Raw genomic sequence first — 18,885 nt, forward strand, 5'->3', positions numbered from 1 at the left:
CCGAACGGTTACCCGACCGTCATCGCCAGGCTGCTCCAGGGGATACACGCCGCCTCCACTATGGGACCGTCCTGCGGACGGCCGGGCGGCCGTGGATCCCTCCCGGGACGCAAGGTGGACGCGAGCGTGAGGAGCACTGCCCATGGTTACCCGGTCGACGATCATGGACACCAACGCCTTCCGGCCCGGTGACCCCACCGGCGGCCTGCCACCCCGGACCGCGGAGCTGGTGGACCGCCGGTCGGGCGTCCTGGGCTCCGCCTACCGGCTCTTCTACCGCGAGCCCGTGCACCTGGTGCGCGGTAGCGGCGCCCACGTCTTCGACGCCGACGGCAACGACTACCTCGACGTGTACAACAACGTGGCCTCGGTGGGCCACGCTCACCCGCGCGTGGTGGCGGCGATCGCCGAGCAGGCAGCCGCCCTCAACACGCACACCCGGTACCTGCACGAGCGGATCGTCGACTACTCCGAGGCGCTGCTGCGCACCATGCCGGACGAGATCGACCGCGTCATGTACCTGTGCACCGGGTCGGAAGCCAACGACCTGGCCGTCCGCGTCGCCCGCGCGCACACGGGCGGCACCGGCGTCATCGTCAGCGCCGAGGCCTACCACGGCAACACCGAGCTGACGTCGGCGCTGTCGCCCGCCCTCGGCTCCGCGCAAGACCTGGCGCTCGACGTACGCACGGTCGCGGCCCCGGACCCGTACCGGGCGCCCGTTCCCGCCGAGGACCTGGGCCGCTGGTTCGCCGACCAGGTCGCCCGTCAGGTGGCCGACCTGGAGCGGCACGGCGTGCGCCTGGCCGCGTTCCTCGCCGACTCGATCTTCTCGTCCGACGGCGTCTACCCCGACCCGGCAGGCTTTCTCGCGCCCGCGATCGAGGTGGTGCGGCGGGCCGGCGGTGTGTTCATCGCCGACGAGGTGCAGCCGGGCTTCGGCCGCACGGGCGACGCGATGTGGGGGTTCGCCCGCCACGGCGTCGTGCCCGAGCTCGTCACCCTGGGCAAGCCGATGGCCGCCGGCATCCCGGTCAGCGCGGTGGCCGCCCAGGCGGACGTGCTGGCCGCGTTCGGCGACCACATCCCGTACTTCAACACCTACGGCGGCAACCCTGTGTCGATGGCGGCCGCGCAGGCCGTGCTCGACATCCTCCAGGAGGACAGGCTCCAGGAGCAGGCCGCCGACGTCGGGGCGCGAATGCTCGCCGCGCTGCGCGACGTCGCCGCCGACCACCCACGGGTGGGCGACGTGCGCGGCGCCGGGCTCTATGTCGGCGTCGACATGGTGGCCGACCCCAAGACCAAGGCGCCCGACGTCGCCGCGGCCCTCGACGTCGTCGAGGCGCTGCGCGAGCGCCGGATCCTCACCTCGGTGTGCGGGCCCGGAAACGTGCTCAAGCTGCGCCCGCCCCTCGTGTTCGACGACCAGGACCTCGACCGCCTGATCGACGGCTTCACCGACGCGCTCACGGCGCTCGGCCACTGACTCATCGGCCACTGACTTACTTGGAGGACGGTATGGCAACTACCGAAACGGCGTCCGGCACGGCGCCCGGCACGCCGCCCGGCACCGCGGGCGTCACCTACACGCAGGCCGACGGCCAGTACTTCGAGAAGCGACAGCTGCGGCGGAGCGCCGGTTTCTGGGGCCTGTGGGGCATCGGGATCGCCGCGGTGATCTCCGGCCAGTTCTCCGGCTGGAACGTTGGCCTGGGCACCACGGGCTGGGTCCCGATGCTGATCGCCATGGTCTTCGTCACGATCATGTACTTCACGATGATCTTCTCGATCGGCGAGATGTCCGCGGCCATGCCGCACACCGGCGGCGCCTACTCGTTCGCGCGAGCCTCGATGGGGCCGTGGGGCGGGTTCGTCACCGGGCTCGCCGAGACCATCGAGTACGTGGTGACCACCGCCGTCATCGTCTGGTTCTCCGGCGTCTACGCGGACTCCGCGCTGGGTGCGTTCACCGGGCAGTCGCTGCCGCAGTGGGTGTGGTGGATCGTGCTGTACGTGGCCTTCGTGGCGATCAACACGCTCGGGGCGCACGTGGGCTTCCGCCTGGCCCTGGTGGTTGCGGTGATCTCGCTCGTGGTGCTGGCGTTCTTCGCGGTGGCCGCCGTCGCGTTCGGGGCCGTCGACTTCTCGCGCCTCAACGACATCGTGCCCGCCGACGGCGGTACCGAGCTCATGCCGTTCGGGCCGGTCGGCATCCTCTACGCCCTGCCGTTCGCGATCTGGTTCTTCCTCGGCATCGAGGAGCTGCCGCTCGCCGCCGAGGAGGCGCACAACCCCGCCCGCGACATCCCCCGGGCCGCGGTGTGGGGCGTCGTCACGCTCGCGATCTTCGGGCTGGCCGTGCTGTTCCTCAACCCCGCGGTGACGGGCACCGCCGCCATCACCGTGTCGCCCGGCGACGGCGACGAGCCGCTGCTGGCCGGGTTCCGCGCGTTCCTCCCCGAGGAAGCGGCCGGTGTGCTGGCCCTGCTCGCCCTCGTGGCGCTGCTCGCCTCGCTCCAGGGCATCCTGTTCGCCGCCGGCCGCAACATGTACTCGCTCTCCCGGGCGGGCTACTACCCCACGTTCCTGTCACTCACCGGCGCCAAGCACAAGACGCCGTGGGTGGCGCTGGTCGCGACCGCGGTGCTCGGGCTCGTGATCCTCACCCTCGTGCTCCTCGTGGTCCCGGCGGTCAGCCCGGACGCGGCGGGGGCGGCGGCGGGCGTGATCCTCTTCATCGCGGTGTTCGGCGCGGTGATCTCGTACGTGATGCAGATGGTGTCGTTCGTGCTGTTGCGCCGAAAGTTCCCCGACGCCGTGCGGCCCTATCGGAGCCCGACCGGCGTCTGGGGCGCGGTGGTGGCCGGCGTGATCTCCGTAGCGGCCTTCCTCGGGATCGTCCTGAACACCGCGTTCCAGGTGGCGGTGGTGACGTTCCTGGTCGTCTTCGTGGTGGGGCTGGCGCTGTTCGCCCTGATTGGCCGCAACCGCCTGGTGATGTCCCCGGAGGAGGAGTACGCCCAGTCGGGCGGCCTCTCAACCGAGGCGGGCGCCGACGCCGACGCCGACGCATGAGATGACCACTCTCGCGTGCCAGACTCCTGGCATGCCCCGCGACCTGCGCGCGCTGCCCAAGGCCAACCTGCACCTGCACCTGACGGGATCGATGCGGCCGTCGACCGCGGCCGAGCTCGCCGCGCACTACGACCTGCCGCCGCTCCCCGCCGTACCGATCGAGCCCGGCGTCGTCCACGGCTGGGACGCGTTCCAGGCGCGGTACGACACGGCCCGCGCGGCGGTGCGTTCTTCCGACGACATCGCGCGGGTGGTCCGGGAGGCAGTGGAACAGGACGGCGCCGACGGCGTCGGCTGGACCGAGCTGCAGGTGGACCCGACGGCGTACGCGGGGTGGCTCGGGTCGCTCGAAGCCGTGGTCGAGGCGCTGCTCGACGCCGCACGCGACCTGCCGGTGGGAGTGATCCTCGCGGCGAGCTGGGGCGCCGACCCGGAGCACGCGGAGCGGATCGCCCGGATCGCGGTGAAGTACGCGCCGGAGGGTGTGCTGGGGTTCGGGCTGTCCAACGACGAGCGGCGCGGGCAGGTCCGCGCCTTCGTCCCGGCTTTCCGGCTCGTGGCCGAAGCCGGGCTGGCGCGGGTACCGCACGCCGGGTTCTACGCGGGCGCCTGGCACGTCCGCGAGTGCGTCGAGCTGCTGGGCGCCACACGCATCGGGCATGGGCTGACGGCGATCCAGGACCCGTCGGTGGTGGCGCTCCTGGCGGAGCGCCAGGTAGCGCTCGAGGTATGCCCGACGTCGTACCCGCCGTTCGGCGTCACGCCCGCTCCGGAGGTGCTGCCGGCGCTGCTGGCCGACGGTGTGCCCGTGGCCCTCGCGACCGACGATCCGCTGCTGTTCGGCGTCGGGATGGTGGGGCAGTACGAGGTCGCGCGGCAGGTCTGCTCTGACGCTGGGCTTGCCGCGATCGCGGCGACGTCGGTCCGGGCTTCGAACGCGCCGGACCTGCTGAAACGGCGGCTGCTCGATGGGATCCAGAGCTGGCTGGGTGAGTAGCTCACTCGCCCCTCGACCGGCCTCGCGTCACAGGAGCAGCTCGCCCACCAACTCGTCGAACAGTAGATTCCCCGTCTTGCGGAAGCCGCAGCGCAGGTAGAACTCCTCGGGTCCATCAGGTCCGGGGACCCACAGGGCCGTGATGCGGTCGACCCCGCGCCGCCGGGCCTCCTCGGCCGCCTGCTCCACGGCGAACCGGCCGATCCCGCGCCTACGCACATCGCGGGCCACGTTGAGGCGCCAGATCCCGGCGCGGAACTCCGGGATCTCCTCGTCCGGGTCCCAGTTCGCCATGACGAAGCCGACCACCTCATCGCCGTCGAGAACCACTCGTGGCCACGCGGTGGGATTGACGTAGGCCTCAGCGATCGACCAGGCGACCGGGGCTACCGGTTCCTTGTCGTCTGCCTGCGGGGGCAGGCGGAGGGCCCCGAAGAGATTGTCCGTGGTGAGCTCTGCCAGCTGCAGGTTGGCCATGGACCCGACTCTTCCACGAGGCACTGACATCTGCCGCCGAGCGCTCAATCCGGGGAAGACGCCAGCAGCCACCGACCAACGCCCATCAGTCTGCGATGACCTCGGTCTCGTAGCCGTCCTCGTTCTCCAGGTAGGCCGCGTAGTGGTCGGGCCCGCCCGCGTGCGGGTGCTTGTCGGGGAAGAGAAGCGCCCAGCCGTGCGCAGGTGCGGCCTCGACGAGCCGATCCACCTCGTCGCTCGTGCCACCGTGGAACGCCAGGTGGTTGAGCCCGGGCGCAAGGCGGTCGTGGGCGCCGTCGGCCAGCGCTGGGCTCTGCTCGACGACGACGTAGGTGCCGTCGAGGATCCAGCTCACCCCGGCGCTCCAGCGCTGGTGCTCGGTGTAACCGAGCGTGGTGAGGAGCCAGCCCCACGACTCTTCGGCGCGATCGAGGGCCGGGACCCACAGCTCGACGTGGTGGAGGCGCCCGCGGGTCACGGGGCGGCCGCCGCGATGACGCGGGTGAGGCTGCGATGGAGCACTTCGAGCTCCTCGACGGACATACCCAGGCGCTCCATGATGGCGGGCGGAACCCGCAGCGCCTGCTCGCGCAGCGCGCGGCCGTCCTTGGTGAGCTCGACGGCGAGGGCCCGCTCGTCGCGCGGGTCGCGGCGCCGCGTCACGTACCCGATCGCCTCCAGCCGCTTGAGCAGCGGGGACAGCGTGCCGGGGTCGAGCTGCAGCAGCCCGCTGAGCTGCTTGACCGAGAGCGGCGACTGCTCCCACAGGGCGAGCAGCACGAGGTACTGCGGGTGCGTGATGCCCATTGCGTCGAGCAGCGGCCGGTACAGCGCGATGACGCTGCGCGAGGCGACGGCCAGGGCGAAGCACACCTGACGGTCGAGGGCCAGGAGGTCCTCGGGGTCGGTAACGACGGGGTCGGGCGCGGCGCCGTCGCGCGAAGTGGCAGTCATGCGACTCCTCTCGGATCTTGACCAGACTAACAGTTGGTGTGCAAACTATTGGTACACCAACTAAATGGAGGTAGGGCATGCGAAACCGCGACGGCCTGACCTTGGGCTACCGCATCCTGTGGCGGCTCAACTGGCTGCTCCTGCACGTGGCCGGACCCGCCGAGCAGTCGGACGACCGGGACCCGCGCCGCCGGATGGAGCGCGAGCGCGCCGAACGGGTAGCGCGGTACCGGGCGGAGCACGCCGAGCACTAACGCCTTCAATGCCCGGCCGCGCTCAGTGCCCGGCCGCGACCAGCAGGTCCCGGGACAACGGAGCGAGCGGGTAGTTCGCGACCGGGTCCGCCGGGTCGATCCACACGAGCTCCTCCAGCTCGGCACGAACCGCGATGTCCGTGCCGGGCCGCAACCGCACCCGGTAGGCGTGCGCATCGACGATGTGGTCGGGCTCGTTCGCGGCGGGCGCCCCGAACCGGCCAAGGCTCTCGACGTCGGACGGGTCGAGCCGCACCCCGATCTCCTCTTCGAACTCGCGCAGGAGTGCCGCCAGCGGCTCCTCGCCGGGCTCGATCTTGCCGCCGACCTGCATGAACGACCTTGTGCCTCGCTTGCGGACAAGCAGGTGCCGGCCGTCCGCACGCTCCACGACGGCAGCGACGATCCGCAGTGTCGTGATCGGGCCGATGGCGCCGTCCGCGCTCATGACTGCTCCACGATCTCGTCGATCACCGTGCCGCCCAGCACCTGCACCACGAGCTGCACCCCGACCAGCCCGGCCGCCGCGATGTCCGGGTCGTCGGCGGACTGCTCGTCGTAGAACTCGGTCCCGTCGCCCGACGGCGCCGCCCCGGGGGCCCGGGCCGCCGAGGCCGCTGCCCGCGGCTCGTCGGAGGCGGCGGCCGCCTTTGCGCGGCGCTCGTTCGCCTGCCGCAGTGCCTCGCGAGCGCCGACGGCCCCCGACATCGGGGGCGTTGCCGGGGCGGCGGCCTCCTCCTCGTAGACGGGCTCGGGCTCAGGCAGGTCGTAGTCCGACGGCGGCTCGCTCGCGCTGGCGCCCGACAGCCAGGCCTCGTCCGCCGCGCTCGCGACTGACGGTGGCCGGGCGGTGGACCTCGACGGGTCCGGGCGGCCGACCTCGGGGCCGGTCGGTTCGGGACGTGATGGTTCGGGGCGCTCGGCGACCGCCACGCTCCCCTGGGCCACCACGCCCAGCCTGGCGGCATCCGCGGTGGACGCCGTGGCCGCTGTGCCCACCGCGGATGCCGTAGCCACGGGAACCGACGGCGCGGACACCGTGGCGCCGCCACCCGGCGGAGCCACGTCAGGCCAGTCCGGCTCGGGAGCGTCGGCGGGTGCAGGTGCCTCATGCCGTGGCTCGCCCGCAGACGCCGCCGGCCCGGCGCCGCCACCCAACGGGCCGCCACCCGGGGCGCCACCGCCGCCGGACGGGCCCTCGTCGAGGGTTGCCTCGACCCGTACGCGGATGCCGAGCGTCTGGTAGACCGCCTCTTCAACAGCGCTCGTGTGCCGCGCGTTCGAGAACGCACGGGCCAGGCCAGGGGCCGCGAAGCCGAGCTTCAGCGTGCCCCCCTCGAGTGCTGAGACCTGTGCGTTCGGGCTGACGAGCGACCACGTCACACGAGCGGCGGCGAGGGCCCCGAGCACCTCCGGCCAGCGCCGTCGGACGGTCTCGGTGGTGATCTCGGCCTCGGCGCCCTGCGCGGCGACCGGGACGGCCGGAGCGGATGCCTCGGTCGCGGATGATGCAGCAGCCGCGTCGGGCCCTGACGGGGCGGCCGCTGATTTCGGCTCGACGGGCGCAGACTCGACCCGCGCGGCCGGCGCGGGTTCGCTCCGTACGGCAGGCGCAGCTCCAGCCGACGCGCCGGGAGCTGGCTCGTCGGCCGGCGCCTCGACCTCGGGTCCGCCCGGCGCCTCGGCCGCGGCAGACTCAGGAGCAACCTCCGCCGTCGGCCCGGACTCCCCGGCTGTCTTTCGCGCGCCGAGCGCCGCGCGCGCCGCGGCAGCCCCGGCGCGGCCACCCGTAGCCGACTCCTGAGCCGGCGCACGGCTCGGCGCACCGCCGCCGCCGCCCGCCCCGGACGCCACCGGCGCTCCGGACGCGACGATGCCGCCCCGTTCGAGGCGGTCGATACGCGCGGCGAAGCCAGCGACGCCGTCGTCGGCCCCGGGCAGGAGCAGGCGGGCACAGAGCAGCTCCAGGTGCAGGCGCGGTGACGTGGCGCCGGTCATCTCGGTGAGGGCCGCGTTCACGAGGTCCGCCGCACGGGACAGCTCCGCCACCCCGAGCCGCCCGGCCTGGGCGCGCATGCGTTCGAGCTGGTCGGTGGGTATGCCCCGCAGCACGGCGCTGGCGGCATCACCCGAGACGCCGATGACGATGAGGTCGCGCAACCGCTCCAGGACGTCCTCGACGAACCGGCGCGGCTCGTGGCCCGTCGCGATGATCTGGTCGACCACCCGGAAGATCGAGCCGCCGTCGCGCGCGGCGAGCGCGTCCACGACGTCGTCCAGCAGGGTCGCGTGGGTGAAGCCGAGCAGACCCACGGAGAGGTCGTAGTCCACGACGCCGCCCGTGGCGCCGGCGATGAGCTGGTCCAGCACGGACAGGGAATCGCGCACCGAACCGCCGCCCGCGCGCGTGACCAGCGGGAGCACACCCCCGCCCACCTCGATCCCCTCGGCGCTGGAGAGCTGCTCGAGGTAGGGCGACAGCACGTCCGGCGGCACGAGCCGGAACGGGTAGTGGTGCGTCCGGGACCGGATGGTGCCGATCACCTTCTCCGGCTCCGTCGTCGCGAAGATGAACTTGATGTGCGGCGGCGGCTCCTCGACGATCTTCAGCAGCGCGTTGAAGCCCTGCGGCGTCACCATGTGCGCCTCGTCGAGGATGAAGATCTTGTACCGGTCGCGGGCCGGGGCGAACGTGGCGCGTTCGCGCAGGTCACGCGCGTCGTCGACACCGTTGTGCGACGCCGCGTCGATCTCCACCACGTCGAGCGACCCGCTACCCCCGCGGGCCAGCTCGACGCACGAGTGGCACTCGCCGCACGGGGTGTCGATCGGCGACTCGGGTGTGTTCTTCGCGCAGTTCAACGTCCGCGCGAGGATGCGCGCCGACGTCGTCTTGCCACAGCCCCTAGGACCGCTGAAGAGATAGGCGTGATTCACCCGCCCGCTGCGCAGGGCCTGCATGAGGGGGCCCGTGACGTGGTCTTGGCCGATCACCTCGGCGAACGTCTCGGGCCGGTAGCGGCGGTACAGGGCGGTGGTCACGCCAGCAACGATAGACGGCCTCACCGACACTCGGGAGACGACCATCCACAGGTTAGGATTCGACTCGCAAATAGAACACATGTGCCATACGATGGATGCAGATCCCGAACCGAAGGAGAGGCGGCCAGACATGCAGAACAGCAACCTTGCCCTGCGCTCCGTGCCGAGCCTGCCACCCGCCACCGACACCACCCACGACGACTCGGCATTGGCCCTCGGGGACGTCAGCGCGGAGCGGATCGCAGCCCTGCACGGCTGGCTCCTCGCAGCGGCGAAGCCAGGGGACAACGCGGCTCGGGTCGACGCTCTGCGCGCCCTGGAAGAGGTCAAGGCCGCCTGCGTGGCGGTGCAGGCCCAGGTCCTGATCGAGCTGCAAGACGACGCCCTGCGAGCCGCGCGCGAGCACGCCGCGGACCCGTCAGGGCATCACGACTCGGCCGGGCGGCAGATCCCGGTCACTGTCAGGTCCGCCGAACGTGAGGCCACTGCCAGTGCGGCACAGCAGGCAGCCCGCGCACTGCGCCTGTCACCCAATCGCACCCGAACCTTGCTCGGTGCAGCCCGCGTCTGGCACGAGGAGATGCCGCACACGCTGGCGGCACTGCGGGCGGGCCGGCTTTCCGAAGAGCGGGCGTTGCTGCTGGTCAAGGAGACTGCGTGCCTCACCCTGGAGGACCGCAGGCAGATCGACGCCGACCTGTGCGCAGACCCGGACACCCTGCGAGGGGTGGGCACTCGGCGGCTGGTTGGCCTGATCACCGACCGCGCCAACCAGATCGACCCTGCGGCACTGGTCAAGCGGGCCGCGAAGGCCACCAGCGAACGTTGCGTGACGATCCGGCCCGCCCCGGACACCATGTCGTACGTGACGGCGCTACTGCCCGTCGCACAAGGGGTGCAGGTCTACGCGGCGCTGAAGCTCGTCGCAGAGTCCGCTCGGTACACGGGCGGCGACGAACGGTCCACCGGCCAGATCATGGCCGACACCCTTGTCGAACGGGTCACGGGCCAAGAACACGCCGCGGACGTGCCGGTCACGGTGAACCTCGTCGTGTCCGACGCGGCCCTGCTGGGCGGCGGGCACGAGCCCGCACTCATCCTGGACGCGACCGGCGCCGGACACGGCACAATTCCCGCAGCCATCGCACGCAACCTCACCGCCGGCGCCCTGGACCTCGGCGCCGCCTGGCTGCGAACCGTCTACGCGACCACTCAGGGCGACCTGATCGGCGCGACCAGCAAACGCCGGCTCTTCGCCGACGGGCTGGCCGACCTGCTGCGGATCAGGGACCAGGGCATCTGCCGCACCTCCTGGTGCGACGCCCCGATCCGCCACCTCGACCACATCCAGCCAGCAGCCAACGGCGGCGACACCAGCCTGGCCAACGGGCAAGGCCTCTGCGCTGCCTGCAACCAGGCCAAGGAGGCCCCAGGCTGGCGATCGGCCCCCGGAACCGACCCCGCCACCAGGCGGCACGTCGTCGTCACCACCACACCAACCGGGCACACGTACCGGTCGGTCGCTCCGCAACCCCCGACGCCGGCCCACCCGAAATACAGCAACAGGGTCGCCTGGTTCGACCAGTACGCCGCGTGACCGCGACGACCTCGCCTCGGTACCGCCACCGAACGCCTGAGCCTGCCGCTGCTGCAGCCGCACGCGCTGCTTCATGACAAGACCGGGGATGCCCACGGCGAGCAGGACCGGGATCGCCGCGACGATCCCGAACCAGATGAAGATTGCGAGGTAGCCGAGGGCACCGCTGCCTCCGCTACCTCCGCCCGCGTCCGCCTGCGCGAGGAGGACAAGGCTCGCCACGAACCCGACCACCACGAGGACAGCGATGGCCGCCGCGACCCAGACGAGGATGTTTGCCCATCGCCGGTATCCGGCGCCGACCGCGAGGGCCTGCGGCGGCACGTACGCCTGGGGCGCACCGAGCGGCTGGACGGGGTACTGGGTTGGCTGCTGGTCCGTCATGCGACCCACCCTTGCACCTCATCGCCGCAGCGCCCGCCTCGCCAAGCCGTTGCCCAGCCACTGCACCGCCTGGACGATCACCACGATCAGCACCACGACGACGGCGGTAACCGCCCAGTCGTACTGCCGGTAGCCCTGCACGATCGCGAAGTCACCCAGCCCGCCCGCGCCCAGGTACCCGCCGATCGCGGACATGTCGAGCACACCGACGAACAGGAACGTGTAGCCCAGGATCAGGGGCGCGAGCGCCTCGGGAACCAGCACGGTGCGCACGATCCGGAACGGTGACGCACCCATGGCTCGGGCCGCCTCGACCACACCGGGGTCGATCGAGACGAGGTTCTGCTCCACGAGCCGCGCGAAGACGAACGTCGCCATGAAGCACATCGCGAACGTGAACGCCTCGATGCCGATCGTCGAGCCGATGACGGCACGGGTCAGCGGGCCGAGCGCCACCAGGAAGATGATGAACGGTATGGGCCGCACCACGTTCACGGCGAGGTTCAGCACGGCGAACACAACCCGGTTCGCCAGCAGGTTTCCCGGCCGCGCCAGGTAGAGCCCGAGCCCGAGCGCGAGGCCCAGGAAGCCGCCCACCAGCAGGGTGATCAGCACCATGTACGCCGTCTGGCCCGCGGCTTCCCAGAGCAGCGGCGTCAGCAGGTCCCAGCTCATAGCTCGTTCCCTTCCGTGTATCCGGTCGGTCCGCCGAACAGTCCCCCACCCAGCCGGAGGCTCACCTCGCGCGGGCGGGCTGCAGTCCCGTGGTCGTCCACCGCCGTGACGTCACGCAGTGCCGCCACCGCCGCCTCGACCGCAGCCGGATCGCCGACCAGCTCGACGGTCAGCGACCCGTACGGCCGCTCGGCGACCTCGGTGATCCCGCCGAAGACGACGGTCCCGTCGACGCCGTGCTCGCGCAGGGTGCGCGTCAGCACCGCTGACGATCCGGCCACCTCGTCCACGCCCACCGTCACGATGTGCCCGGCGTGCCGGGCCCGCAGTCGCTTCAGCACCTCGGGCGAGGGACGGTCGCGCAGCGCGGTGGCGACGAACCGCCGGGTGATGTCGTGCGCTGGCGCGCTGAACACCTGATACGCCTCGCCCACCTCGACGACGCGCCCCCGGTCCATCACGGCGACCCGATGACAGATCGAGCGCACCACGTCCATCTCGTGCGTGATCACTACGACGGTGACGCCGAGCTCCCGGTTGACCCGCTGCAGCAGGTTCAGCACGTCGCGCGTGGTCTCGGGATCAAGGGCCGACGTCGCCTCGTCCGCCAGCAGGATGCGCGGGTTCGTAGCAAGCGCCCGGGCGATGCCGACGCGCTGCTTCTGCCCGCCGGACAGCGCGGAGGGATGCACGCCCGCCTTGTCCGCGAGCCCGACGAAGTCGAGCAGCTCCGCTACCCGCGCCTCACGACGCGCACGGGTCCAGCCCGCGACTTCGAGCGGGTAGGCGACGTTCCCGGTCACGGTCCGGGAGGCAAGCAGGTTGAACTGCTGGAACACCATCCCGATCCCGGCTCGGACCGGCCGCAGCCGCGCCTCGGTCAGGGCGCCGAGGGCGACGCCGTCGACCACCACGTCGCCGCCAGTGGTGCGCTCGAGCGCGTTGATCAGGCGCACCAGGGTGGACTTGCCGGCACCCGACTGCCCGATCACGCCAAAGATCTCGCCCTCGCGGATGTCGAGGGTGACGTTGTCGACGGCGCGCACCTCGGCGCCTTTCCCGCGGCTCGGGAAGACCTTCGAGGCGCCGTCGAACCGGATGATGCTGCTGGTCGCCGCAGACATCAGGAGGCGTCCTCCTGGATGCCCGCCAGGATCTCCTGCAGCTCGGCAGCCGAGTTGTCCTTGATGACGCCGGTGCCGCCTGAGGCCTCGATCACGCCCTCCTCGACCTCCGGGGTGTGGTAGATCTCGACGAGCTGCTGAAACACCTCGTTGTCCGCATCGGCCGCACGGGCGACCCACACGTTGATGTACGGCGCGGCGGCATCGGAGTCCGGGTCGTCCGAGAAGATCGCGTCCTCGGAGGTCAGGCCGGCGTCGCCCACGAAGTCGTTGTTGATGATCGAGGCGTCGACGTCCTGCAGGGCCAGTGCCGTCTGGGTGGCGTCGACCGGGGTAACGGTCACGCGAGACTCGTCCTCGAGCACGTCGGCGAGCGTCGAGAACGCGCTGCCGCCGTCGCGCAGCGTGACCAGACCGGCGTCCTGCAGCACGAGCAGCGCGCGGGCCTGGTTGGTGTCGTCGTTGGGGATGGCGATCTCGCCGCCGTCGGGGATGTCCTCGACGCTGTCGTGCGTCTGGGAGTAGAGGCCCAGCGGGTAGACGGCGGTGGCCGCGATCGGGGTGAGGTCCGACTCCGTGGCCGTGTTGTAGTTCGCGAGGAACTGCAGGTGCTGGAACTGGTTCAGGTCGAGGTCGCCGTCGGTCAGGCCCTGGTTGGGCAGCTGGTAGTCGCTGAAGTTCACCAGCTCGACCGTGATGCCCTCCTCCTCGGCCAGGTCGCTGAACGTGGTCCAGTAGTCGTCGCCGGAGTTGACGACGCCGATGCGTACCGGGTCCTCGGCGGAACCGGTGGCCGGCGTGATCTCCTCGGCGCCGCAGGCGCTCAGGGCGAGCGTGGTGACGATCGCGAGGCCAGTGGCCAGGACAGGGGAGAAACGAGACATGGGTGGTCCTCTCAGGGGCGCACGGGCGCGGGTATACCTGTGCTCAGGATGCGGGGAGCCGGCGTCTGGCGCAGGCCGGAGTACAACGGCTACAACGGCGGCGGGCCACGGCCATCAGCAACGTGGCGAGCTCGGGACTTCCGACATCGTGCGGCACTGCACGGCGTCGAGGCCAATCCCTTCGGGGAAATCCCACGATGCGGACGAAAATCCGTCCACATGGTGGCGGACCCGCGGAATCCCGGGAACTAAAGGACCCCTCGCACACCCACCAGAGCTCACTTACCCTTGCTGCCTTCCGGCCCTGGGGGAGTTCGGCGAGGTGGTGCCGCACGAGGGGTCTGCCTTCAGCCTAACCGATCTCGGCGGCCCGGCCGAACCGCGTGGCGCCCGCTGTACGCGACCTCACAGCCCAGCCTCGGATTCCGATTCGTTGTCCGAGCACGGCGTCCGGTATCCTCGTCAGGCCGCGCCAGACTCCGGTCCGTGGTCGCGCGCCTGCCCTGTTGCAGGGCGCGAGGAGGATTCGCCTAGTGGCCTATGGCGCACGCTTGGAAAGCGTGTTGGGTTAACGCCCTCGGGGGTTCGAATCCCCCATCCTCCGCAGTGTGATGACGCGGGACATCGTTGATAGATTTCCCGCGTCATCGTTTACATCTGGGAGCCCGGCCATCGGCCGGGTTCTCGTTCGGCAGCTCAACGACTTCGTCAGCCGGACAGCCTCTCCACGCGTGCGTTCAGAGCGGCGCCGTGCCGGGAGTACTGCTTGCTGAGCTGGCCGAGTATCGGAATGAGTTCGGCAGCAGCAGCGCCGAAGAACTCCTCGGAGTCGGTGAGCTCGGTGGTGCCGTCCGGCTGAGGGGTGAGCACGAACGAGTGCCTGCCGAGGATCGCGTCAAGCGATCCGCCTTCCCAGACCAGCCGACGGGGAGCCTGCACATCGACGATCCTCATCGTGACGTCCTGCCCGGCGGCGTCGTCGCCCGAGATGTGGCCCGGAACTTCCGCCCCGACCACGACCTGCTCGGGTTTCGCGTCGAGGGACAGAACCGGGTGCCACTGCGCGTACTGGTCGAACGCAACGAGCACGCGCCACACGTCTTGCGCCGGAGCGGAGATCCTGGTCACCGCGGTGACGACAGGGGCCTCGTTCATGATCGGCTCGTTTGTGGTGCCCTCGGTGCCGGTCTCGACGTTCACGGCACAAGTACGATCCGGCCGCGTTGGCCGCCTCGGGCAAGCTGGGCGTGGGCTTCAGCTGCCTGCGACAGGTGGTAGATCTGAGCAACCCGCGGGGTCAGTACGCCAACCTCGGCGAGCGCTGAGAGATACGACAGACGGGTCGCTTCGGGACCGGCAGTGGTGAGCCGCACCACCACGCCTCGCTGCGACGGCGGCAGGATGTCACCCCGCACGCTCACGAAGATCCCGCCGTCGCGGACAGCCGCCAGCGAAGGGGCGCCCAGCGCCGCCGCGTCGAGGACGCCGTCCACGCCCTGCGGCACGAACCGGCGCACCGCCTCGCTCAGTTCCTCGTCACGTGACACGAACCAGGTGGCGCCCAGACTGCGGAGAAACTCCTCGTCCTCAGGCCGTCCCTGCGCGACGATCCGCACCCCGCGTGTCCGGGCCAACTCGACGGCGTAACCGCCAACGGCCCCGGCGGCGCCCGTAACAAGCAAGCTGTCGCGGGGGCGTAGCGGGAGGTGGTCCAGGGCCAGCGAGGCGGTCATCGCGTTGAGCGGGATCGTCGCCGCGAGCGTCAGATCCATCCCCTCCGGCGCGGGGGCTATGGAGTTGAGGTTGGTCACAAGGTATTCGGCCTGGGCCTTCGTCGGACGGAACACGGGGGCATCGAACGCGATCACCGGTGTTCCGACCGTCAGGTCGACACCAGGGCCGACCGCGTCGATCGTCCCCGCAGCGTCCAGGCCGAGACCGGTGTAGTCGACCTCCTCCAAGGGTGTGAAGGCCCCCGTCCACACCGCGGCGTCGGCGGGATTGAGCGCGGAGGCCGCGACCTTGATGCGGACCTCGAAGGGACCCGGTTGCGGGAGGGGAACCTCCACGACCTCGACGGCCTCGGGTCCACCGATCTTCCTCACGACTGCTGCGCGCATGATTTTCACTCTTCCCGTTGCGTACTTGAACGATACGAACGCTAGGAGAGTTACGATCGATTCGTAAGTAGGCACTTTGAAGTGCGTTACACCCTGATCGGCGGCGGTCGTCCTGGTCGAGCGAAGGCAGGCAGCCCGCGCGGGCACTTCCGTTGTCGTTACCGGTCGGTCGCCCCGGTGTCGTAACGTGCACGCGCCTCGTCGACCTCATCGGTCTTGTCGACGGCCCAGTCGCGTACTTGGGACAGCAGGCCGTACAAGCCTTGCCCGAGCTGGGTCAGCTCGTAGTCGACACGCAAGGGCACAGTCGGCGTGACCGTACGTCTTACGATGCCGTCGCGCTCGAGCATGCGCAGGGTTTGGGTGAGCATCTTCTGGCTGACACCGGGGATCTCTCGGCTGATGTGGCTGTATCGCATCACATCGCCGTGTGACCCGAGGGTGCACATCGTCAGGCTGACCCACCGATTGCTGATCGTCGAGAGCAACGCCACCGCGGGACAGTCACGCATGTACGCCTCGTAGGTGCCGGGCTCGATCTGACGTGCCTGCTTCGCTGTGGTGGCCATCCGTCCATCCCGTCGGGAGTGCAACGCACTAGAGAGTACCTACTTCCGAATCGATCGTAACCCACCTGTGGTTCGCGGCTCTGCTGAAGATCTGACGACGAGCGGGTCTCGACCGAACCGGTCAAGACCCGCTCTGGATCAGCCTGACGGCAGGGCTAGCGGAACGTCACGCCTTGCGACGAGTGACGAACACCGCGCCGAGCGCCGCGGCCCCGAGCACCAGCCCGGCGCCCCCGAGCCAGCGGCCCACGGTGTCGACGGCGGGTCCGTCGTCGGCCACCGCACCCTCCTCGGCTGCCGCCTCCGCAGGTGCGGCGCCGTGCGCGCCCTCGGCCGAGGCCGCGGTCGTCGTGAACGCGGGCGCGGGAGCCTCCGGCTCCCCGCCGTCGTCCGTGGCGAGGTCGTCCCAGTCGACGACGGCTCCGTCGCTGTACGTCTGGTGGGCGGGGAGCACCACCTCGGTGCCTTCCTCGGGCAGCGCGCCGGCATAGATGGTGAAGTCCTGGTACTCGTCCGGCGGGACCTCGTAGCCCTCCTGGGCCGTCCAGGTCACCCGCGCGGGCGCCTCGTCGACCGTCGCGCCCTCGACCTCGAACGGCTCGTCGAGGTCCTCGATCTCGACCTCGACGTCCCAGCCGGGCAGGCTGCGCGGCATCACGAAGAGGAGCGGGGTGTCGGTGGGCAGGTCCACGACGAGCTGCGTGGTGGACTCGGTGTCGGACTCCGTCGGTACCCGGAACGTCAGTGGGGTGTAGCTCTCGGCGGCGGTCGAGTCGGGGGTCACGCTGACGTGGGCGTACGCCACGGTGGGCAGCAGTACCAGGACTGCGGTTGCGGGGACTGCCGCGAGAAGGCGGCGGGCGGGCAGGCTGAAGCGAGTCATGTGTGCTCGGTCCTTTGATTCGAGGGGTGGTGGGCGTACGACGACGCACCCCCGCCCAAATCCGTCAGGCCGCGAGGCGCATCACCAGGGCCGACGACGGCGGCCCGCGCTCCGGCGCGACGTGCACGTCCACGGAGACCACCGGCACGTCGAGTGCCGCCGACGCCGGGACGCGGCCAATCACGGGGAGCCACAGCGGCGCAACCGCGAAGGTCCGGACCAGCCACGCCGCGAGCAGCCAGACCCCACGCTCGACCCCGACTAGCAGCGCCACGGTCACCACGGTCGCCAGGACGTGCCAAGCGAGCATGCCCAGGTCGATCGCAGCAGCCTCGGCCCCGGCGCACGTCTCGTACGCGAGCGGCCCGGCGGCGGGATAGCCCAGGTGCGCGTGCGCCCCGGTGCGCGCCCCGCCGTCGGACAGGAGCGGTGCGGCACAGCCGCCACCCAAGAATGAGAATGCCCGGTGCAGGGCGTACTGGCCGAGGCCGACGAGGGCGAGGCCGCCCGGCCAGCGGATCTGCCGCCGCACGGCGACCGCGGTGACCACGAGCAGCAGGGCGCCGAGCAGCGCTACCGCCTCGGCCGGCGGTACGTGCCCGCCCGCCTCGAGGTGCGCGCCCAGGGCGAGCCCGAGCACGACCGCCGCCCAGAGGAGCGCGCGGCCGAAGCCCACAGCTCCCGAGGACGGCGTCAGCACAGGACAGACCCTAGCGCCGCAGGCACCCGAACGGACCACCCCTGCGCCCCTTGCACTGAGGGCCGAGCCAGTTCTATCCGGACGCTTCCTCGGACGCGACCGAGGGCGACTCCACCGGCTGCGGCGTCACGTCGGCGACGGGAACGCACCCCTCACGGTTCTGAAGCGGCTGGTCCTCGCTGAGGACCACCTGGTCCGCCGGGTAGGGCGCCTCGTAGTCCTCGCCCACGAGCAGGTCGACAGACGTGCCGGTGCGCGCGTCCAGCACGAACCGCACGTTCGGAAGATGCTGGGCGAGCGTGTACGCCGCGACGACACCCCGCGTACCGAACCGCAGCTCCGAGACGACCACCTGCGCGCCCTCGAAGTTGTCAAGGTCGATCACCACGAACCCGCGCTCGGTCAGGTCCGTCGCGAAGGCGGCCGCGGCGCCGACCTCGCCGCCCACCGTGGACACCGCGCTGGCGTTGAACACTCGTACCTGGATGTCCGAGTAGGCGATCGGGAGGGCGCCGTCGGGCTGCCCCTCGACCTCTGGCAGGCAGGGCACCGGGTAGGTCTCCTGCTCGGCCGCACCCACCGTGGTGAACGGCCGGTTGAACGGGGAGCTGATCGCGCCGGAGTAGACCGCCAGCGCGAAGATCCCGCAGACCGCCAGGAACGCGATGAGCACACCGAAGACCACGGCCTGGCGCTCGTGCTCGCGGCGCCGGCGCTCTACGCGCGCCTGGTCGTATCCGGGGGATGTCACGCGACGAACCTACCTGAGGTCAACGGATGATGAGCACGCGTGCGTGCAGGACTGGACGTTGCTGGAGGGCGGCGCGCACAGCGCGGTGCAGCCCGTCCTCAAGGTAAAGAGTGCCCTCGTACTCGACGACGTGTGCGAATAAGTCACCGTAGAACGTGGAGTCTTCCGCCAGGAGCGTATCGAGGTCGAGCGTGCGCTTTGTTGTCACCAGCTCGTCGAGCCGTACCTGGCGGGGCGGCACGTCGACCCAGTCGCGCGTGCGCGACCGTCCGTGCTCGGGGTACGGGCGGCCGTCCCCTACGGCCTTGAAGATCATCGGTCCATCCTCACTGGACTCGGCGGTGCACGGCCCGGGAGCGGCGGTGAGAACCCTGCCTGCTGACACCGGACGGCGTC

General features: G+C 70.9%; 20 protein-coding genes, 1 tRNA gene and 1 other RNA gene. 6 read left to right on the forward strand and 16 right to left on the reverse strand.

The window, feature by feature from the left end:
• The first annotated feature begins 142 nt into the window (after positions 1 to 142).
• Genes AB1046_RS14780 through add form a run of 3 tightly spaced genes read left to right on the forward strand, consistent with a single transcriptional unit; the run spans position 143 to position 4,075 of the window.
• A complete protein-coding gene (locus tag AB1046_RS14780; protein WP_369370069.1) occupies positions 143 to 1,489 on the forward strand; it encodes an aspartate aminotransferase family protein in 1,347 nt (448 codons plus the stop codon).
• Positions 1,490 to 1,521: 32 nt separating this feature from the next.
• Positions 1,522 to 3,078 (forward strand): amino acid permease, encoded by a 1,557-nt coding sequence (locus tag AB1046_RS14785; RefSeq protein ID WP_369370070.1) that lies wholly within the window; start codon positions 1,522 to 1,524, stop codon positions 3,076 to 3,078.
• A 31-nt stretch (positions 3,079 to 3,109) separates the two neighbouring features.
• Positions 3,110 to 4,075, forward strand: a complete 966-nt coding sequence (gene add, locus AB1046_RS14790; RefSeq protein WP_369370071.1) for an adenosine deaminase — start codon at positions 3,110 to 3,112, stop codon at positions 4,073 to 4,075.
• Between the two features lie 27 nt (positions 4,076 to 4,102).
• On the opposite strand, the gene AB1046_RS14795 is transcribed toward add, so the two are convergent.
• The 3 genes from AB1046_RS14795 to AB1046_RS14805 form a co-directional block, all read right to left on the reverse strand.
• Positions 4,103 to 4,552 (reverse strand): GNAT family N-acetyltransferase, encoded by a 450-nt coding sequence (locus AB1046_RS14795; RefSeq protein WP_369370072.1) that lies wholly within the window; start codon positions 4,550 to 4,552, stop codon positions 4,103 to 4,105.
• 85 nt (positions 4,553 to 4,637) lie between these two features.
• The gene (locus tag AB1046_RS14800; RefSeq protein WP_369370073.1) at positions 4,638 to 5,030 is read right to left on the reverse strand and encodes a VOC family protein; all 393 of its coding nucleotides are present in this window, start codon (positions 5,028 to 5,030) and stop codon (positions 4,638 to 4,640) included.
• Positions 5,027 to 5,506 (reverse strand): MarR family winged helix-turn-helix transcriptional regulator, encoded by a 480-nt coding sequence (locus tag AB1046_RS14805; protein WP_369370074.1) that lies wholly within the window; start codon positions 5,504 to 5,506, stop codon positions 5,027 to 5,029. Before AB1046_RS14805 ends, AB1046_RS14800 begins: the two co-directional genes overlap by 4 nt.
• A 77-nt stretch (positions 5,507 to 5,583) precedes the next feature.
• Between AB1046_RS14805 and AB1046_RS14810 the strand changes: the two genes are divergently transcribed.
• On the forward strand, positions 5,584 to 5,760 hold the full coding sequence (locus tag AB1046_RS14810; RefSeq protein ID WP_369370075.1) for a hypothetical protein: 177 nt from the start codon (positions 5,584 to 5,586) through the stop codon (positions 5,758 to 5,760).
• 22 nt (positions 5,761 to 5,782) lie between these two features.
• Here AB1046_RS14810 and AB1046_RS14815 read toward each other — a convergent pair whose 3' ends face one another.
• Both AB1046_RS14815 and AB1046_RS14820 read right to left on the reverse strand, forming a co-directional pair.
• On the reverse strand, positions 5,783 to 6,208 hold the full coding sequence (locus AB1046_RS14815; protein ID WP_369370076.1) for an NUDIX domain-containing protein: 426 nt from the start codon (positions 6,206 to 6,208) through the stop codon (positions 5,783 to 5,785).
• Positions 6,205 to 8,802, reverse strand: a complete 2,598-nt coding sequence (locus AB1046_RS14820) for a DNA polymerase III subunit gamma and tau (protein WP_369370077.1) — start codon at positions 8,800 to 8,802, stop codon at positions 6,205 to 6,207. Before AB1046_RS14820 ends, AB1046_RS14815 begins: the two co-directional genes overlap by 4 nt.
• 130 nt (positions 8,803 to 8,932) lie before the next feature.
• Here AB1046_RS14820 and AB1046_RS14825 point away from each other — a divergent pair, with 130 nt between their 5' ends.
• Positions 8,933 to 10,399 (forward strand): DUF222 domain-containing protein, encoded by a 1,467-nt coding sequence (locus AB1046_RS14825; RefSeq protein WP_369370078.1) that lies wholly within the window; start codon positions 8,933 to 8,935, stop codon positions 10,397 to 10,399.
• 402 nt (positions 10,400 to 10,801) lie between these two features.
• Here AB1046_RS14825 and AB1046_RS14830 read toward each other — a convergent pair whose 3' ends face one another.
• The 4 genes from AB1046_RS14830 to ffs all read right to left on the reverse strand — a co-directional run bounded on the left by AB1046_RS14830 (position 10,802) and on the right by ffs (position 13,811).
• Positions 10,802 to 11,458 (reverse strand): methionine ABC transporter permease, encoded by a 657-nt coding sequence (locus AB1046_RS14830; RefSeq protein ID WP_369370079.1) that lies wholly within the window; start codon positions 11,456 to 11,458, stop codon positions 10,802 to 10,804.
• The gene (locus tag AB1046_RS14835; RefSeq protein WP_369370080.1) at positions 11,455 to 12,582 is read right to left on the reverse strand and encodes a methionine ABC transporter ATP-binding protein; all 1,128 of its coding nucleotides are present in this window, start codon (positions 12,580 to 12,582) and stop codon (positions 11,455 to 11,457) included. The genes AB1046_RS14830 and AB1046_RS14835 overlap by 4 nt, the downstream gene beginning before the upstream one ends.
• Complete coding sequence (locus AB1046_RS14840; RefSeq protein WP_369370081.1) at positions 12,582 to 13,466, reverse strand: MetQ/NlpA family ABC transporter substrate-binding protein; 885 nt, start codon at positions 13,464 to 13,466, stop codon at positions 12,582 to 12,584. The genes AB1046_RS14835 and AB1046_RS14840 overlap by 1 nt, the downstream gene beginning before the upstream one ends.
• Before the next feature lie 248 nt (positions 13,467 to 13,714).
• An RNA gene (gene ffs / locus AB1046_RS14845) (signal recognition particle sRNA small type) lies at positions 13,715 to 13,811 on the reverse strand.
• A 174-nt stretch (positions 13,812 to 13,985) separates the two neighbouring features.
• Here ffs and AB1046_RS14850 point away from each other — a divergent pair.
• Positions 13,986 to 14,070 (forward strand) — tRNA-Ser (locus AB1046_RS14850).
• 104 nt (positions 14,071 to 14,174) lie between these two features.
• On the opposite strand, the gene AB1046_RS14855 is transcribed toward AB1046_RS14850, so the two are convergent.
• The 7 genes from AB1046_RS14855 to AB1046_RS14885 all read right to left on the reverse strand — a co-directional run bounded on the left by AB1046_RS14855 (position 14,175) and on the right by AB1046_RS14885 (position 18,805).
• Positions 14,175 to 14,666, reverse strand: coding sequence for an SRPBCC domain-containing protein (locus AB1046_RS14855; protein WP_369370082.1), 492 nt, complete (start codon positions 14,664 to 14,666; stop codon positions 14,175 to 14,177).
• Entirely contained in the window at positions 14,663 to 15,661 is a 999-nt protein-coding gene (locus tag AB1046_RS14860; protein ID WP_369370083.1) for an NADP-dependent oxidoreductase, read from the reverse strand. The genes AB1046_RS14855 and AB1046_RS14860 overlap by 4 nt, the downstream gene beginning before the upstream one ends.
• Before the next feature lie 83 nt (positions 15,662 to 15,744).
• The gene (locus AB1046_RS14865) at positions 15,745 to 16,155 is read right to left on the reverse strand and encodes a winged helix-turn-helix transcriptional regulator (RefSeq protein WP_369370084.1); all 411 of its coding nucleotides are present in this window, start codon (positions 16,153 to 16,155) and stop codon (positions 15,745 to 15,747) included.
• A gap of 166 nt (positions 16,156 to 16,321) precedes the next feature.
• The gene (locus AB1046_RS14870; protein WP_369370085.1) at positions 16,322 to 17,038 is read right to left on the reverse strand and encodes a YcnI family protein; all 717 of its coding nucleotides are present in this window, start codon (positions 17,036 to 17,038) and stop codon (positions 16,322 to 16,324) included.
• Positions 17,039 to 17,102: 64 nt separating this feature from the next.
• Entirely contained in the window at positions 17,103 to 17,738 is a 636-nt protein-coding gene (locus AB1046_RS14875; RefSeq protein ID WP_369370086.1) for a hypothetical protein, read from the reverse strand.
• Between the two features lie 73 nt (positions 17,739 to 17,811).
• Positions 17,812 to 18,489 (reverse strand): LytR C-terminal domain-containing protein, encoded by a 678-nt coding sequence (locus AB1046_RS14880; protein WP_369370087.1) that lies wholly within the window; start codon positions 18,487 to 18,489, stop codon positions 17,812 to 17,814.
• Positions 18,490 to 18,508: 19 nt separating this feature from the next.
• Positions 18,509 to 18,805 carry a type II toxin-antitoxin system VapB family antitoxin gene (locus tag AB1046_RS14885; RefSeq protein ID WP_129786236.1) on the reverse strand — a complete coding sequence of 99 codons (297 nt, stop codon included), beginning with the start codon at positions 18,803 to 18,805 and terminating at the stop codon, positions 18,509 to 18,511.
• Between the last annotated feature and the right edge of the window lie 80 nt (positions 18,806 to 18,885).

The sequence above is a fragment of the Promicromonospora sp. Populi genome (assembly GCF_041081105.1).
In the GTDB taxonomy this organism is placed as follows: domain Bacteria; phylum Actinomycetota; class Actinomycetes; order Actinomycetales; family Cellulomonadaceae; genus Promicromonospora.

Excerpts from the sequence above, each read along its gene's own strand:
- AB1046_RS14780 (WP_369370069.1), top strand. The coding sequence starts at position 143 with ATGGTTACCCGGTCGACGATCATGGACACCAACGCCTTCCGGCCCGGT.
- AB1046_RS14785 (WP_369370070.1), top strand. The coding sequence starts at position 1,522 with ATGGCAACTACCGAAACGGCGTCCGGCACGGCGCCCGGCACGCCGCCC.
- add (WP_369370071.1), top strand. The coding sequence starts at position 3,110 with ATGCCCCGCGACCTGCGCGCGCTGCCCAAGGCCAACCTGCACCTGCAC.
- AB1046_RS14795 (WP_369370072.1), bottom strand. The coding sequence starts at position 4,552 with ATGGCCAACCTGCAGCTGGCAGAGCTCACCACGGACAATCTCTTCGGG.
- AB1046_RS14805 (WP_369370074.1), bottom strand. The coding sequence starts at position 5,506 with ATGACTGCCACTTCGCGCGACGGCGCCGCGCCCGACCCCGTCGTTACC.
- AB1046_RS14810 (WP_369370075.1), top strand. The coding sequence starts at position 5,584 with ATGCGAAACCGCGACGGCCTGACCTTGGGCTACCGCATCCTGTGGCGG.
- AB1046_RS14815 (WP_369370076.1), bottom strand. The coding sequence starts at position 6,208 with ATGAGCGCGGACGGCGCCATCGGCCCGATCACGACACTGCGGATCGTC.
- AB1046_RS14825 (WP_369370078.1), top strand. The coding sequence starts at position 8,933 with ATGCAGAACAGCAACCTTGCCCTGCGCTCCGTGCCGAGCCTGCCACCC.
- AB1046_RS14830 (WP_369370079.1), bottom strand. The coding sequence starts at position 11,458 with ATGAGCTGGGACCTGCTGACGCCGCTGCTCTGGGAAGCCGCGGGCCAG.
- AB1046_RS14835 (WP_369370080.1), bottom strand. The coding sequence starts at position 12,582 with ATGTCTGCGGCGACCAGCAGCATCATCCGGTTCGACGGCGCCTCGAAG.
- AB1046_RS14840 (WP_369370081.1), bottom strand. The coding sequence starts at position 13,466 with ATGTCTCGTTTCTCCCCTGTCCTGGCCACTGGCCTCGCGATCGTCACC.
- AB1046_RS14865 (WP_369370084.1), bottom strand. The coding sequence starts at position 16,155 with ATGGCCACCACAGCGAAGCAGGCACGTCAGATCGAGCCCGGCACCTAC.
- AB1046_RS14870 (WP_369370085.1), bottom strand. The coding sequence starts at position 17,038 with ATGACTCGCTTCAGCCTGCCCGCCCGCCGCCTTCTCGCGGCAGTCCCC.
- AB1046_RS14885 (WP_129786236.1), bottom strand. The coding sequence starts at position 18,805 with ATGATCTTCAAGGCCGTAGGGGACGGCCGCCCGTACCCCGAGCACGGA.